The organism is Chryseobacterium sp. BGARF1, from assembly GCF_001677955.1.
Classification (GTDB): Bacteria; Bacteroidota; Bacteroidia; order Flavobacteriales; family Weeksellaceae; genus Chryseobacterium.
Map to the genome: position 1 here is coordinate 125,439 of NZ_LELA01000081.1, position 15,712 is coordinate 141,150.

The 15,712-nt window shown below is 31.6% G+C and carries 16 protein-coding genes; 14 read left to right on the forward strand and 2 right to left on the reverse strand.

Going from position 1 to position 15,712, the window contains the following annotated elements:
* Positions 1–28: 28 nt before the first annotated feature.
* Positions 29–1,264: a transcription termination factor NusA gene (gene nusA / locus AB671_RS15960; protein ID WP_066679902.1), complete on the reverse strand. Its 1,236-nt coding sequence runs from the start codon at positions 1,262–1,264 to the stop codon at positions 29–31.
* 16 nt (positions 1,265–1,280) lie between these two features.
* On the reverse strand, positions 1,281–1,748 hold the full coding sequence (gene rimP, locus AB671_RS15965; RefSeq protein ID WP_066679903.1) for a ribosome assembly cofactor RimP: 468 nt from the start codon (positions 1,746–1,748) through the stop codon (positions 1,281–1,283).
* Positions 1,749–2,039: 291 nt separating this feature from the next.
* Here rimP and AB671_RS15970 point away from each other — a divergent pair, with 291 nt between their 5' ends.
* From AB671_RS15970 to AB671_RS16035, 14 genes are all read left to right on the forward strand, one after another.
* Positions 2,040–3,350, forward strand: coding sequence for a UDP-glucose dehydrogenase family protein (locus AB671_RS15970; RefSeq protein WP_066679904.1), 1,311 nt, complete (start codon positions 2,040–2,042; stop codon positions 3,348–3,350).
* Positions 3,351–3,430: 80 nt separating this feature from the next.
* On the forward strand, positions 3,431–4,510 hold the full coding sequence (gene rfbB / locus AB671_RS15975; RefSeq protein ID WP_066679905.1) for a dTDP-glucose 4,6-dehydratase: 1,080 nt from the start codon (positions 3,431–3,433) through the stop codon (positions 4,508–4,510).
* Between the two features lie 10 nt (positions 4,511–4,520).
* Positions 4,521–5,384, forward strand: coding sequence for a glucose-1-phosphate thymidylyltransferase RfbA (gene rfbA / locus AB671_RS15980; protein ID WP_066679921.1), 864 nt, complete (start codon positions 4,521–4,523; stop codon positions 5,382–5,384).
* A 168-nt stretch (positions 5,385–5,552) separates the two neighbouring features.
* Positions 5,553–6,410 (forward strand): ABC transporter permease, encoded by an 858-nt coding sequence (locus AB671_RS15985; protein ID WP_066679906.1) that lies wholly within the window; start codon positions 5,553–5,555, stop codon positions 6,408–6,410.
* A gap of 80 nt (positions 6,411–6,490) precedes the next feature.
* A complete protein-coding gene (locus AB671_RS15990; RefSeq protein ID WP_066679907.1) occupies positions 6,491–7,732 on the forward strand; it encodes an ABC transporter ATP-binding protein in 1,242 nt (413 codons plus the stop codon).
* Positions 7,719–8,498: a class I SAM-dependent methyltransferase gene (locus AB671_RS15995; RefSeq protein ID WP_066679908.1), complete on the forward strand. Its 780-nt coding sequence runs from the start codon at positions 7,719–7,721 to the stop codon at positions 8,496–8,498. Before AB671_RS15990 ends, AB671_RS15995 begins: the two co-directional genes overlap by 14 nt.
* Positions 8,499–8,652: 154 nt before the next feature.
* Positions 8,653–9,531 (forward strand): glycosyltransferase family 2 protein, encoded by an 879-nt coding sequence (locus tag AB671_RS16000; protein ID WP_066679909.1) that lies wholly within the window; start codon positions 8,653–8,655, stop codon positions 9,529–9,531.
* Positions 9,532–9,533: 2 nt separating this feature from the next.
* Positions 9,534–10,415 carry a glycosyltransferase family 2 protein gene (locus tag AB671_RS16005; RefSeq protein ID WP_066679910.1) on the forward strand — a complete coding sequence of 294 codons (882 nt, stop codon included), beginning with the start codon at positions 9,534–9,536 and terminating at the stop codon, positions 10,413–10,415.
* Positions 10,416–10,417: 2 nt separating this feature from the next.
* On the forward strand, positions 10,418–11,257 hold the full coding sequence (locus AB671_RS16010; protein WP_066679911.1) for a glycosyltransferase: 840 nt from the start codon (positions 10,418–10,420) through the stop codon (positions 11,255–11,257).
* Positions 11,254–12,087, forward strand: coding sequence for an alpha-1,2-fucosyltransferase (locus AB671_RS16015; RefSeq protein WP_066679912.1), 834 nt, complete (start codon positions 11,254–11,256; stop codon positions 12,085–12,087). Before AB671_RS16010 ends, AB671_RS16015 begins: the two co-directional genes overlap by 4 nt.
* Complete coding sequence (locus tag AB671_RS16020; protein WP_066679913.1) at positions 12,084–13,112, forward strand: acyltransferase family protein; 1,029 nt, start codon at positions 12,084–12,086, stop codon at positions 13,110–13,112. The genes AB671_RS16015 and AB671_RS16020 overlap by 4 nt, the downstream gene beginning before the upstream one ends.
* On the forward strand, positions 13,109–13,891 hold the full coding sequence (locus AB671_RS16025; RefSeq protein ID WP_066764828.1) for a glycosyltransferase family 32 protein: 783 nt from the start codon (positions 13,109–13,111) through the stop codon (positions 13,889–13,891). Before AB671_RS16020 ends, AB671_RS16025 begins: the two co-directional genes overlap by 4 nt.
* Before the next feature lie 30 nt (positions 13,892–13,921).
* On the forward strand, positions 13,922–15,001 hold the full coding sequence (gene wecB / locus AB671_RS16030) for a non-hydrolyzing UDP-N-acetylglucosamine 2-epimerase (protein ID WP_066681043.1): 1,080 nt from the start codon (positions 13,922–13,924) through the stop codon (positions 14,999–15,001).
* Positions 14,998–15,675, forward strand: a complete 678-nt coding sequence (locus AB671_RS16035; RefSeq protein ID WP_066681046.1) for an NAD-dependent epimerase/dehydratase family protein — start codon at positions 14,998–15,000, stop codon at positions 15,673–15,675. Before wecB ends, AB671_RS16035 begins: the two co-directional genes overlap by 4 nt.
* Positions 15,676–15,712: the final 37 nt, after the last annotated feature.

Consider the following 15,712-nt stretch of genomic DNA (forward strand, 5'->3'; position numbering starts at 1 on the left):
TACTGTTATTAAAATTTATTTCTAAAAATTAATCTTCAAATTCTTCTTTCAAAATACGCTTCACGTCATTGATGGTTTCCTCTTCTAAGTCTACCATATTCAAAAGACTTGCTGTATCTTTATCTAAGACAGATTTTGCAGTCGTAAGACCCACTTTCTTAAATTCATCCAAAATCCACTGTTCGATATCGTCATTGAATTCTCTCAAGTCAACATCATCATCTTCGCTCGCCTCTCTGAACACGTCAATTTCGTATCCTGAAAGCCAAGAAGCCAATCTGATATTTTGTCCTTGCTTCCCGATAACTTTAGAAATCTCTTCAACTGGAGTATAAACCAAAGCATAATTGGTCTCTTCGTTGATGTCAATTTTATTGATGGTAACATTTCCTAAAGCTCTCTTCACCATAATCTCAGGGTTTTTAGACCACTGAATTACATCTATATTTTCGTTTCTTAATTCTCTTACGACACCGTGAATTCTAGAACCTTTCACCCCAACACAAGCTCCTACAGGATCTATTCTGTCGTCGTAAGCATCAACTGCTATTTTCGCTTTTTCACCAGGAATTCTCACTGCTTTTTTAAGAATGATTGTTCCGTCCTGGATTTCTGGAATCTCTAATTCCAATAATTTTTCTAAGAATTTCGGAGCCGTTCTTGAAATGATAATTTGAGGTTTTGAACCTTTAAAATCAACAGTTTCAACAATTGCTCTGATATTTTCTCCTTTTTTGAAGAAGTCTGCAGGAATTTGATTTTCTTTAGGTAAGATAAACTCATTCCCTTCATCATCCAACAAAATTACGTGTTTATGACGAATGTGGTGAATTTCACCAATTACAATCTCACCAATTTTGTCTCTGAACTGATCATACAACATCGCATTATTATGTTCCTGCAATTTTGTTGCTAAAATCTGCTTCAGCGTCAAAATATTTCTTCTTCCCAACTGCGCTACCGGAATTTCCATGGTAAAATCTTCACCTACTTCGAAAGTAGGATCTATTTTCTTAGCTTCAGTGATTTCAATTTCCAAATCATCATCTTCAGACATCTCGTCTTCAACGATGGTTTTATTTAAAAATATCTGAAAGTCACCTTTATCAGGGTTTACAATTACATCAAAATGATCATCAGAATCAAATCTTTTTCTCAACAAAGTTTTAAGAGAATCTTCAATGATTGCCATTAGATCAATTTTACTGATTCCCTTTTCGTCTTTAAAATCACCAAAGGATTCAATCAACGCTATATTATCCATTTATCTTTTTTTTCTTTTAAAATTTAAGTACTACTAAAGCTTTTTTTATGTCAGAGTAAGGAATTTCTTTTTCCTCCTCCACGTCTACTTTACCTTTACCTACATCTTTAGGTTTACGGTAACGCAGTACAAGAGTAATTTTCTCTTCGTCTACTTTTACAAGCTCGCCTTCGACCTCTGAAGAGTCAGTTAACAAAACTTCAATTTCTCTTCCGATGTTTTTTTGAAATTGTCTTGGAGTAGAAAGCGGTTCGCTTAATCCGGCAGACATTACCTGAAGGCTGAAATCGTGCTCTTCACGATCCATATTAAATTCTATTGCGCGGCTTGCATCCAAACAATCCTGCACAGTAACTCCTTGATCACCGTCTAATATCACTGTAATATCATCTGATGCAGAAAACTTCAAATCAATAAGAAATAGATCTTCTCTTGTCTGAAGGAAATCATTTAATAATGTTTCAATATTTTTTCTAAACTCCATATATTATTTAATGCTGATTTAACAGTACGAAAAAAGGCTTTCTCTTAGAAGCCTTTCCATTTTTTCCGTTAATCTCCTGCAAATATATGACATTTTTATAAAATACACAAATACACTTCATAATCAACAGAATAAGAATTCATCAAAAACAAACAACGCTCTATCGGCACGAAACCAATATTTACTATAAAATCAAATTTAACTGTCATCTTTAATAAGATATCATTTATTAAAAAGAACCGTGAAACAATTTTTAGTATTTTTGTCAGGAATTTTATAAAAACATATATTTTGAATATAACAATAGTAGGAACAGGCTATGTGGGTTTGGTTACGGGAACTACCCTTGCAGAACTTGGCAATTCGGTTTATTGTGTTGACATTGATGAAAAAAAAGTAGAAGGGATGAAAAACGGCATCGTACCTATTTACGAGCCAAATCTTGAGGAAATGTTTCACCGAAATATTCAATCTGAAAGATTATTTTTCACTACAAACCTGAAAGAAGCTTTAGATAAAAGTGAAGTGGTTTATCTTGCCCTTCCTACTCCACCAGGAGAAGACGGCTCGGCAGATCTATCTTACGTTTTGAAAGTTGCCAATGATATTGGTGAATTGATGACCGAATATAAAGTGGTTGTTAATAAAAGTACTGTTCCTGTTGGGACAGCCGACAAAGTAAGAGAAACTATTTCCGCAAAAACTGCTATTGATTTTGACGTGGTTTCAAATCCTGAGTTTTTACGCGAAGGTTTTGCGGTAGAAGATTCTATGAATCCCGCGAGAGTGGTTGTAGGATCGAGCTCTGATAAAGCTAAAGAAATTATGGCAAAAATTTATCAGCCATTTACCAATACCGGAATTCCTATTATTTTTATGGATGAAAAATCTTCCGAGCTTACAAAATATGCATCCAACTCATTCTTAGCGGTAAAAATCACATTTATGAATGAGATTGCCAATTATTGCGAAAAAGTAGGTGCCGATGTAGACAAAGTAAGATTAGGAATGGGAAGCGACGACAGAATTGGTCACCGTTTCTTGTTTCCAGGGATCGGATATGGCGGAAGCTGCTTTCCTAAAGATGTAAAAGCTTTAATTAAATCAGGAAAAGATGATGGTTTTAATTTCCAAATCCTTGAAGCGACTGAAAAAGTAAATATTTCACAGAAAGTAATTTTGATCTCAGAAATTGAAAAATACTTCAATGGAAACCTTGAAGGTAAAACTATCGCCATGTGGGGATTGGCATTTAAAGCCAATACCGACGACATAAGAGAAGCCTCTTCTTTAGATAACATTGAATTACTTCTTCAAAAAGGCGCAAAAATAATTGCTTATGATCTGATCGCTGAAGGCAATGTTAAAAAATTATTAGGTGATAAAATATCTTACGCCAATACCATGTATGATGCTTTAGAAAATGCCGACGCATTATTTATCGCAACAGAATGGCCGGAGTTTAAAAATCCAAATTTTGATCTGATGGCTAAAAAAATGAATAATAAGGCTATTTTTGACGGAAGAAATATGTTCCCATTGGAAGTTCCTGAGCAAAATGGTTTCTTTTATAAAAGCATCGGGAGAAAAACGATCCAATAAGAGCCAAGGAAAAAAACTCAAGGAAAAAAGAAAAATAAACACCAAAAGCCAAAAGCTTACGGTAAACGCATATCATCAATATGAAAAACATCATCATCACAGGCGGAGCCGGATTTATCGGTTCACACGTTGTAAGAGAGTTTGTAAAAAATAATCCGGATTCTACCATCATCAATCTTGATGCGTTAACGTATGCCGGAAATCTTGAAAACTTAAAGGATATTGAAAATGAGCCTAACTATGTTTTCGAAAAAGCAGATATCACAAAACCTGAAGAACTAAGAAAGGTTTTTGAAAAATACAATCCAGACGCGGTGATTCATTTGGCTGCAGAAAGCCATGTAGACAGAAGCATCATAGATCCGATGGCATTTATTAACACCAATGTAAACGGGACTGCCAATCTTTTGAATCTTTGTAAAGAATTCTGGACTTTAAACCCAGACCATACCCACGGAAGATTTCCAAACGAAAAAAGAACTCATCTTTTTTATCACGTTTCTACAGATGAAGTGTATGGAAGTTTAGGTGAAACAGGATTCTTTTTAGAAACCACTTCTTACGACCCACAATCTCCATATTCAGCTTCAAAAGCAGCTTCAGACCATTTAGTAAGAGCTTACGGAAACACTTATGGAATGCCATTTATTATTTCTAACTGTTCAAACAATTACGGACCCAATCATTTTCCAGAAAAATTGATCCCTCTTTGTATTTCTAATATTATTAATGAAAAGCCTTTACCTATTTATGGTGACGGAAAATATACAAGAGACTGGTTATTCGTAATCGATCACGCCAAAGCCATTCATCAAATCTTTAATGAGGCTAAAACGGGAGAAACTTACAACATTGGAGGCTTCAACGAATGGCAGAATATTGATTTGGTAAAAGAATTGATCAAACAGATAGATGAAAAGCTTGGAAACCCTACAGGTCATTCAGAAAAACTGATCACTTACGTGAAAGACAGACCCGGTCACGATAAACGTTATGCGATCGATGCAACAAAACTAAATCAAGAGTTAGGATGGAAACCTTCTGTAACTTTCGAACAAGGGCTTGGAAAAACAATCGATTGGTTCTTAGAAAATAAAGAATGGCTGGAAAATGTTACCAGTGGAGATTACCAGAAATATTACGAAAAGCAATATAATTAAAACACGCAAGATGAAAGGTATTATTTTAGCAGGAGGTTCCGGAACAAGACTTTACCCTCTTACCATCGCCGTAAGCAAGCAGCTGATGCCTGTTTACGACAAACCGATGATCTATTATCCTCTTTCTACATTGCTTTTAGCAGGGATTAGAGACATATTGATCATCACAACCCCTCATGATCAGGCAGGATTTATTAAACTGTTGGGTGACGGATCTCAATTGGGATGCAGTATAGAATATATCGTTCAGCCAAGTCCGGATGGATTGGCGCAGGCTTTTATTCTTGGAGACCAGTTTATTGGTGAAGATTCTGCAGCCCTAGTTTTAGGTGATAATATTTTTTACGGTTCTGAAATGGGAACTTTATTAAAAAACAAAACCAATCCTGATGGAGGTGTTGTTTTCGCATACCATGTTGCAGATCCTGAAAGATATGGTGTAGTAGAGTTTGATAAAAACCTGAAAGCAGTATCTATAGAAGAAAAACCTACGCATCCAAAATCAAACTACGCAGTTCCGGGATTGTATTTTTATGACAATGAAGTGGTAGAAATTGCAAAAAACATCCAACCTTCCCCAAGAGGCGAGCTTGAGATCACCGACATTAACAATGTTTACTTACAGAAAGGAAAATTGGAAGTAGGTGTACTCGACAGAGGTACCGCTTGGCTAGACACAGGAACTTTTGATTCTCTGAATGATGCTTCAGAATTTGTACGCGTAATTGAAAAAAGACAAGATTTCAAAATAGGTTGTATTGAAGAAATTGCTTTCAGAAACGGATTTATCAACGAAGAAAAACTACTTGAAACTGCAATCAAATATGGTAAAAGCGGATATGGTGAATATCTTAAAAAGCTGGTAAACAAATAAGAAACCACATAAAATACACAAAGCTACTAGTCAGAGATTAGTAGCTTTTTTGTTTAAAGAATAATAATTAATATATTAGCTATAGATTTGTTTGAATATGAAGAATATTTTAAGATTCAGCAAACTGAAAATCAATTAATTATTTTAAATTTGTAAAAACTCCCACAAATGAATGACCCACAACAAAAGTGGACAGAAACAATAGGGTCTAATCACTCTTTATTTCAACTCAATTTAAAAGAAGTATGGCAATACCGAGATTTGGTATTTATGTTTGTAAAAAGAGATTTCATTTCTTCTTTTAAGCAAACCATATTAGGCCCGCTTTGGTTTTTCATTAATCCTATTTTAACGACAATTGTCTTTACACTTGTTTTTGGAAACATCGCAAATTTACCTACAGATGGCATTCCCCCTATATTATTTTATTTGGCAGGAAATACGCTTTGGGGATATTTTAGTACAACGATGTTGAGTGTTTCGAATGTATTTACTGGAAATGCTGCAATTTTTGGAAAAGTTTATTTTCCAAGATTAGTGACTCCTATTTCGACTATTATTTCAAGTTTTATGAGACTTGGGATTCAATTGATTTTATTTTGGATTGTCTTAGCGTATTATATTTACAGAGGGGAAGTACAACCAAATTCTTGGGCATTTTTCTTTCCCGTATTAATTATCTTTCTTGCTTTATTTTCTTTAGGGTTGGGCATGATATTTTCTTCACTCACTACAAAATATCGAGATTTATCATTGTTACTAGGCTTTGGAGTAAGTTTATTTATGTGGTTTACTCCTGTTATTCTGCCTACCTCTTTAGTAAAACAAAAATTAGGAAACTATGGCTTTTTAGCAGACCTGAACCCCTTAACACCCATTTTTGAATGTTTTAAATACGGGTTTATTGGTTCTGGAGAATTCAATATAACAAGATTATTGATAAGCTTTTCTTTTATCATTATCATACTACTGTTGGGAATCGTCTCTTTTAATAAATCCGAGAAAACTTTCATAGATACGGTTTAGGATGAGTAATGAGTAATGAGTAATGAAAATTACAATGCATTATTAAAAAAGAAAAATTAAATTTATTTAAATCAAATTACATGCTTGCATTAAAGGCAGAAAACATATCAAAACAATATCGTCTGGGACAAGTGGGAACTGGAACTTTAACCCATGACCTCAACCGGTTTTGGCATAAAGTACGCGGTAAAGAAAACCCTTATCTGAAAATTGGCGAATCTAATGATCGATCTACCAAAGGAAGTTCAGATTATGTATGGTCTCTTCGAGATATTAACTTCGAGATTGAGCAAGGTGATGCTGTAGGAATTATTGGAAGAAACGGAGCAGGAAAGTCTACCCTTTTAAAACTCCTCAGTAAAGTGACCAAACCTACTACCGGAAATATATATACCAACGGAAGAATTGCCTCTCTCCTTGAAGTAGGAACCGGTTTTCATCCTGAAATGACAGGTCGTGAAAACGTTTATCTCAACGGAGCCATCCTTGGAATGACTAAGAAAGAAATAACCCGAAAGTTTGACGAAATTGTAGATTTCTCAGGTGTTGAAAGGTACATCGATACTCCTGTAAAACGATACTCTTCAGGAATGTACGTTCGTCTAGCTTTTGCTGTTGCAGCGCATTTGGAGTCTGAAATCCTTATTGTGGATGAAGTTTTGGCCGTAGGTGATGCCGAGTTTCAGAAAAAATGTTTGGGAAAAATGGGTGATGTAACAAAAGGAGAAGGGAGAACCATTCTGTTTGTAAGTCATAATTTACCTAGTATTTTACAATTATGCCAAAAAGGGATTCTTTTAGAAAAAGGTCTTTTAAGAGGTGATTCAGATATAAAATCTATTATCAGCTTATACACCCATAATGTAGAGAGTGAAGATATAATACCAAATTCACAAAAAGATGTACATCTGAAAAACTTCAAATCTTATAGTAAAAAAGATGCATCAAGTAATTTACAAACAATGCAAGATGGTATTTTAGAGTTTCATATACAATCGAATAAAAATATAAAAAATATAAAAATAGGAATTGGGTTTAATGATGATTTAGGGAATAGACTATTCACTCCTTTTTCGGCTCATTTTCAAAAAGCATTCGATTTATCGAAAGGTGAGAATATTATATCTTGTGAAATATCAAACTTCCCTCTAAAATCAGGAAAATACAATTGTGAAATATACATTGGTGACAATACTGAGACTCTCGATTACTACGACAAAGGATTAAGTATTAATATAAAAGATAATTTCGAATTAGAAAAACCTGATTATTCACAAGGGTATTTTGCAATAAACCAAACTTGGACAAATGAAAGAAAATAATATTATTGAAGAATTATTCTGTACAAACTTTGAATTACGAAACCTATCAGACCTTTTAGTTTATGGAAAAGCTGAAAGATGGGTATATGGTTTTATGCTAAAAAAATACGAGGATGAACACTTAGACCGATATAAATATGCACTGCAATATGTAAAAGACAAAAAGGTTTTAGATGTAGCTTCAGGTTGTGGCTACGGAACTTATCTTCTTGCAACAGAAGGAAAAGCACAATCCGTTGTAGGAGTTGACCTTAGTGAAGATGCAATAAGATATGGTGAGCATAGATACGGTCATAATAATATCACGAGAGTGGTTGATGACGGTACAAAATACAAAAACACAACCCTTTTTGATGTAATTATAAGCTTTGAAACAATAGAGCATGTTCCTAATTATCTTGAGTTTATAAATAATCTTTATGAAAATTTAGCAGATGATGGAATCTTGTTAATCTCAACACCTATCACTAAAATTACGAATACAAAACCAGGAAATCCTTATCATGTAATTGAATGGAATTTCTATGATTTTCATAAATTATTTGAATCAAAATTTGAAATAGTTGATATTGTAATTCAGGAAATAAAAATAATTGGAGAGCGAAAACGTAAAGAATATAATTTAAAAAATAGGTTTCTTAATAGAGTTTTAAAGGAAAAAATACTGTACATCCATGGCAAACCTATAGAAAATTTCACCAACCAATATGATATGAATCTTTGCAATCACGGATACCAAACTCTTATATTGAAAAAAGTTATTTAATAGATTACTATGGATTCATGAATAAATAAAGCAATTTGTCATAATTAAAATATATTTCATAGACAGAAAAATAATTTTGACTTTATTGGATTACTATTAGCATATGGTATGATAACATTTTATTTATTAACCTCTGATTGAAAAAAAATAAAAAATGTCTAAACTGGCAATCGTTATCCCATTTTATAAAATAGATTTTTTTGAAGAAACAATAAAATCTATTGCTTCACAGACCAATAAAAACTTTGCTTTATATATAGGAAATGACGCAAGTCCTGAAAACCCGATTCCGATTATCAATAAATATTATAAACAGGATGAATACTTGTATTATAATTATACTGAAAATATTGGTGGGCACAACTTAGCTCTTCAATGGGAAAGAATATTAACAAATATAAAGGAAGAATGGTTTCAAATTTTAGGAGATGATGACGTTCTTGTTGATAATTTTGTTGAAGAATTTTATAAATCATTACATATTTTAAATGATGAAAATATCAATGTCTTAAAGTTTCCTATAGAAATTATTGATGAAAATAATATAACTATAAAAAAATTCTCTTTTCCGAATTCTATTATTGACAGAAGGTTTTTTTTGATTTCCCGAATAGAGCATATAAGTTTATCTTCTCTCTCCGAAAATATCTTTAGAACAAAAACTTTTTTAAAACATAAAATCAAACAATTTCCTTTAGCATGGCATAGTGATGATTGTATGATATTTGATTATTCAGAGAACAATAAAATTCTGTATAACAAAAGTAGTTTCCTTTTCGTAAGAAATTCAGGCATTAATATTTCTTCAATGAAAAGTAATCAAAATGAAAAATCTAAGGCAACTAATGAATTTTATAATTATATCATAACTAATTATTACAATCTATTTACCTCAGAACAAAAGAAAACTATTTTAAAAAATATCAAAAAACACTTTTACTATGAGAATTATAAACCTTCTTTTAAATTGATATATACTGTTGGTTGTGATAATATTTTTAATGCTGCCAAACTTTTAAAATATATATTTTAAAAATGAAAATTCTTGCCTCAATAATCATTCCCAACTTCAATCGCGCCTCTCTAATAGGAGAAACGCTAGATTCTATTTTAGCTCAAACTTACCAAAACTGGGAATGTATTATTATAGATGATGTTTCTACTGATTATTCTTTGAAAGTTATTCAATCATATATAGATAAGGATTGTAGGTTCAAATTATTTTCTCGCCCTGAAGGTTACCCTAAAGGAGCAAATTCATGCAGAAATATCGGTATGGAAAAAGCAACCGGAAAGTATGTGATTTTTTTCGATAGTGATGATCTGATGACACCTAATCACATTCAGGAAAAAATGAACCTCATCACTGCAGGCGATTACGATTTTGCACTCACTAAGACAGAATATTTTAATAATCCTGAAAATCATAATTCGATTAATTATCGTCATCTTTTCGAATTACCTATTTCTGCAGATCATTTTATTCAAAAAAAAATAAATTGGTTGACGCTAGATCCTATTATAAAAACAGAAGTAGCAAAATCAATTCGTTTTACAGAAAAAAATCAATCTGCTGAGGAATATAACTATTTTATAAAACTTGTTCTTACGACCGAAAAAGCTATTGCAAAAAATATGGTTCTTTCTCTTAGAAGATATCATGATGATTCTTTTCAATTTGGAAAAAACATGGATGAAAAACAAAGACAGATTAATTATTTTTATTATTATTGGGATTCTTATCTAGAAGTAAAAGATCACTCATCCTTGAGCAAATCATCAAAAAAATTTCTTTTAGAGCAGTGTTATATTATACTTTTCAACAATAAACTTCATTTAGATTTATCTAGATTTATCTTCGAGTATTTTAGTTTTCATAAATTTAAGTCTTTGAAAAAATTATTCAACCTATTTTAAGTATGATTTCTATAATAATCTCTTCCTATCAGCATCATTTTTTTGAACAAATATCAAAAAACATAAGCCAGACCATAGGTAATAAAATTGAATACGAGATTGTGAAAATCTGGAACCCTGGTAAAATGGGAATATGTAAAGCATACAATTCTGGTGCTGAGCAATCAAAATATGACAACCTTTTGTTTGTACATGAAGATGTTTTATTTAATGACAACAATTGGGGTGAAAAGCTTTTACACATCCTTCAATTACCCAATTGTGGAGTCGTAGGAGTTGCTGGAGGAGATTACTATTCTTATGTTCCTGGAAGTTGGTGGAATTCCGGTCACAAATTTTTACATTTTATTCAGACAGATAATAACGGACAGCAATTTTTCAATAATAGATGTAACTTTTCAAATAATGCCACAGAAATTCCTGTAAAATCATTAGATGGAGTTTTTCTTGCATGCACAAAGAAAGTGTATAACTCTGTAAAATTTAATGAAAACATTACTGGTTTTCATGGGTATGATCTTATTTTCAGTTTAGAAGCCGCAAAAAAATACACCAACTTTGTGACTGATCAAATTTTAATTAATCACTTTTCTACAGGATCAATTTCTAAAGAATGGCTCCATAATATACTTAAAGTAAGGGCAATAATTGGAATTTTCTCAACCCAAAAAATAGATATCAATGTAGAAATAGAGAATTTTTACAAGCTTATTGCTTTACTTAAAAATTTAGAATTCTCTCGTTTTGAATCTTTTAAAATTATTCTTAAATACCTCAACCCCCAAATATTGGGACTAAAAAACACCTTAAAAATCATCAACAGAACCAAGCACTTATTATGAGATCGTTTTTAAAGAATTTTTTTTTAACTTTTTTCCCATATACTACAGACGTCATTATCACACCAAAAGGTGCAAGATGGGGAAACTTACTCTACTTTTTTCTGAGAGCTTATATCTTTGAGCAACAAGGAAAGTCATTAAAAATACTCTATACACAACATATGGATGATTTAACAGCTTATTTCCCTCATCTTAAAAAATATATCATTACAGAAAATCAGGTAAAGTTTTATCACAAAAAAGACGCATCAAACAATTTTTACCAAGTTTTTAATCAGGATTTTACTGAGGAAGATTTAAATGATTTTATTAAAGAATATCTTGTGTCATCCGAACTTGTGAAGCCTATCTTATCATCTCTACCTGAGCCTACCATTCATGAGCTTACCATAAACATCAGACGAGGAGATTTTTATGAAAAAGGAAACTCTTCTATTTATGGATATGACCAAATTGGTTTTATAAAACACGTTTTTGAAAATTATTTAAAAGATAAAAAATGGTCTAGAATTAATATTTTATCCGACAATATGCAATGGTGTAAAGAAAATTTTAGTTTTCTGAATGAGCATACTCCCTGCCTAAATTTTCCCGAATTGAGCGATAATAAAATCATTACCAGTTTTTTGTGGGTTTCAAATTCAAAAAATTTAATTTTATCAAATTCTACATTTTCGTTTTGGGCAGCATATATTTCGAATTATTTATATCAATCTCAGGAAAGCACCTATTGCCCTATATTTGGAAGCAGAAAAATAGAAAACACGGCTCTTTATCAATATAATCCAAAATGGGTAATGATTAAAGATTTTAATTTTGAAACAGCATGATAAAACCTTTAACATCTTTGAGATTTTTCTTTGCTTTTTTTGTATTTCTGAGTCATTTACAAGGAATAAAAAGTGACAATCCTATATTTAACTGGTTTGTTAGAAACATATTTTTTGAAGGATATATTGGAGTCAGCTTCTTTTTTATTCTAAGCGGCTTTGTGATTTCATATAGTAATGATTCAAAAATATCAAAAAACAAATTCGATACAATTCGGTTTTATAAAGCACGGTTTTTTAGACTATATCCTTTGTATTTCTTAACAATGCTTATTTGCTCTTTATCAATCGCAAATATAAATTGGCCAACATGGTTAATTAATATTTTTGCAGTACAATCATTTCTACCCACAATAAATGATCATGTCATAAATGCACCTTCGTGGAGTATTTCTAACGAATTTTTCTTTTATTTTTCATTTCCTTTTATTTTCCCTTTTATCAATAAATATAAAATAACAAGTGTTTTACTTTTAATTAGTTCAAGTATCCTTTTATTTTCTTTATCATTAAAAGTACCAGATATTTATATAAAATATGTTTATTACATCAATCCTTTTAGCAGGTTACTCGATTTTTCTTTGGGGATATTACTATATCATGGTTATACATATGTAAATTCTGAAAGTCATAAAAAGCTTACTGCTTCTACTTGGGAATATTTAGCAATTTTATTATTAATCGTATTTTTTATACCTCACAATGCAATTCCAAGGATGTATCGTTTCTCTGTATATTATTGGATTCCCATGTCAGCAATTATCCTCATATTTGCATTAGAAAAAGGAAGAGTTTCAAAATTATTACAAAACAAAATCTTAGTTTATCTCGGAGAAATCAGTTTTTCTTTTTACATGATTCATCTTTTTGTTATTATCAATATGCTACCATTTTTGCAACATAACAATCCTATTGCAACATTATTTATAATCCTTATAACTACCATTTTTTTTAGTATTATATTGTTTGAATTTTTTGAAAAACCCATTAATAAGTTTTTAAAAAGCAAATTTTTAAGTTCATGATCCCCAAAAAAATACACTACTGCTGGTTTGGTGGAAACCCTAAACCAGAATCTTTCTATATCTGTTTAGAGTCTTGGAAAAAAAATCTTCCGGATTATGAAATCATAGAATGGAATGAGTCAAATTTTGATATCCACTGCTGTACCTATGTAAAATTGGCTGCGGAAAATAAAAAATGGGCTTTCGTATCTGATTATGCCAGAGCATTAGCATTATTTGAGCAAGGTGGAATTTACATGGATATTGATGTTGAGGTAAAATTCTCTTTAGATGAATTTCTCATTCACCGGGCGTTCTCAGGATTCGAGATTAAAGGTTCTCCTTTTACAGCACTTTGGGCAACAGAAGCTGGTCATCCTTGGCCCAAAAAAGTTTTGAATTTTTATGATAAAAAAACCGATTTCAATCTTATAACCAATACTGTTTTTGTTTCGGATCTATTAGTAAAAGAATATAAAATAGATCCCAATAGAGACGAATATCAAGAATTGGCAGACGGAATTGCCATTTATCCATCTACCTATTTCTGCCTTGATCTGCCTAAAAATTATACCAGTCATCATTTTGTGGGAACATGGCACGAAAAAAATACGCATAATCCTTTTAAAGATTTTGTGCATACCCATTTTCATTTAAAAAATATGGTTGAATTGCAAAATGGAAAAAAAGAAATACACAATGTCGTCAATAATATGAAGAAATTTTCGGCAGATGAAATCCTTAATCAGTTTCCATTAAAAATGTTATTAAAACACATTATAAAGCGTTTAAAATCTTAAGTTTTTACTATTTTTACTGAAAATAGCTTGATGAACGAAAAAATTGCAATCATTTACGGAACACGTCCAGAATTTCTGAAGGTATTCCCTATTATCAATGAATTCAATAGGATTCGACAAAATATTACCATCGTTAACACCGGACAGCATGATTCTCTTTTAACCGAAATGGAAAAAAGCTTCGGCATTGCACCCAATTTTCAACTATCTGTACAATCTTTAGAATTCAGCAATTCTAATCTTATTGCAAAACTCATCAACGACATTTCGAATCTTGTTCATCAAGAAAATATTCAGAAAATTATTGCACAAGGCGACACATTTACCGTCTTAGCATCATCAATGGTTGCTTTTTTAGAACAAAGAAAATTTTATCATATTGAAGCTGGTCTTCGCACTTCTGATATTAATCTGCCTTTTCCGGAAGAATTCAACAGACGTGTTGTTTCTTTGACCACCCATATTAATTTTTCTCCCACAGAATTATCAAAGCAAAACCTTCTTAATGAAAATATCTCCGAGGATAAAATTTCTTTAGTTGGCAATACCATTGTTGACATGATAAAGTATGTAACTCAAAAAGAACATATCCAAGTAGAATATCAGGATCGTGTTTTTATTACCGCTCACCGAAGAGAAAACATTGGTCAACCTTTGAGAAAAATTACACAGGCAATAAAAGAATTGGCTGAAGAAAATCCGGTCACTCAATTTGATTGGGCTTTACATCCTAATCCTAATACACGAAAAATTATTTTAGAATCTTTTAAAAACGGTATCCCGGAAAATATCAATTTTACAGAACCCCTCTCCTATCTGGAAGCCATCACAAAAATGGCAAAGTCTAAAATCATTATCTCAGATTCTGGAGGCATTCAAGAAGAGGCACCAAGTTTACAAAAACGAGTACTGATATTGAGAGAAGAGACTGAAAGACCAGAAGTTATTACTTGTAAATGTGGTGTTTTGGTAGGAAGTGATATTCAAAAAATAAAACAAAACTTCAATGCAATTTATCATCATCCTGAAGAATATATTTTTAAAAGCGAAAACAATCCTTTTGGTGACGGAAAAGCTTCAGAACGAATTGTAAAAAAAATAGCAGAATGATAGTCGGAAAGGGTCTTATTGCATCATTATTCACAGCATACGACAGAGAAAACACTATTTTCTTTGCTTCAGGAGTTTCCAATTCTTTAGAAACAAGAGTTGAAGAATTTTTACGTGAGGAAAATCTTATTAAAAATACAATTGTTGAAAATCCCGACAAAATATTTGTCTATTTTTCGACCTGCAGTATTTATGATTCTTCTAAAACCGGAAGCGATTATGTTCTTCATAAACTGAAAATGGAACAATTGATTAAAAAATCGTGTGATCAGTTTCTCATTCTGAGAGTAAGCAATGCAGTGGGTAAAGGAGGCAACCCCAATCTTCTCATGAATTATATTGTGAGAGCAGTAAAAAATGATGAAATAATTAACGTACACACCAAAGCAACACGCAACCTCATCGATGTAGATGATATTAGAGAGATCACATTTAATATTCTAAAAAAGCATTCTTTAAACAAAATTATCAATGTTGCTTATCTTAGAAATTATTCCGTCATTGAAATTTTAGAGATTGTAGAAAGATTTTACAATAAGAAAATTAATAGTAACCTTCTAAAAAGCGGTTCAGGATATGATATTAATATTCCTGAAATGGAAGAGTATTTTATAGAAAATAATCAAATAGATAAAGAGACTTATCTTTATAATATTCTTCATAAATATTTTTAATTTTTAAGTAAATCCTTATTATTTAAAATCAAACACA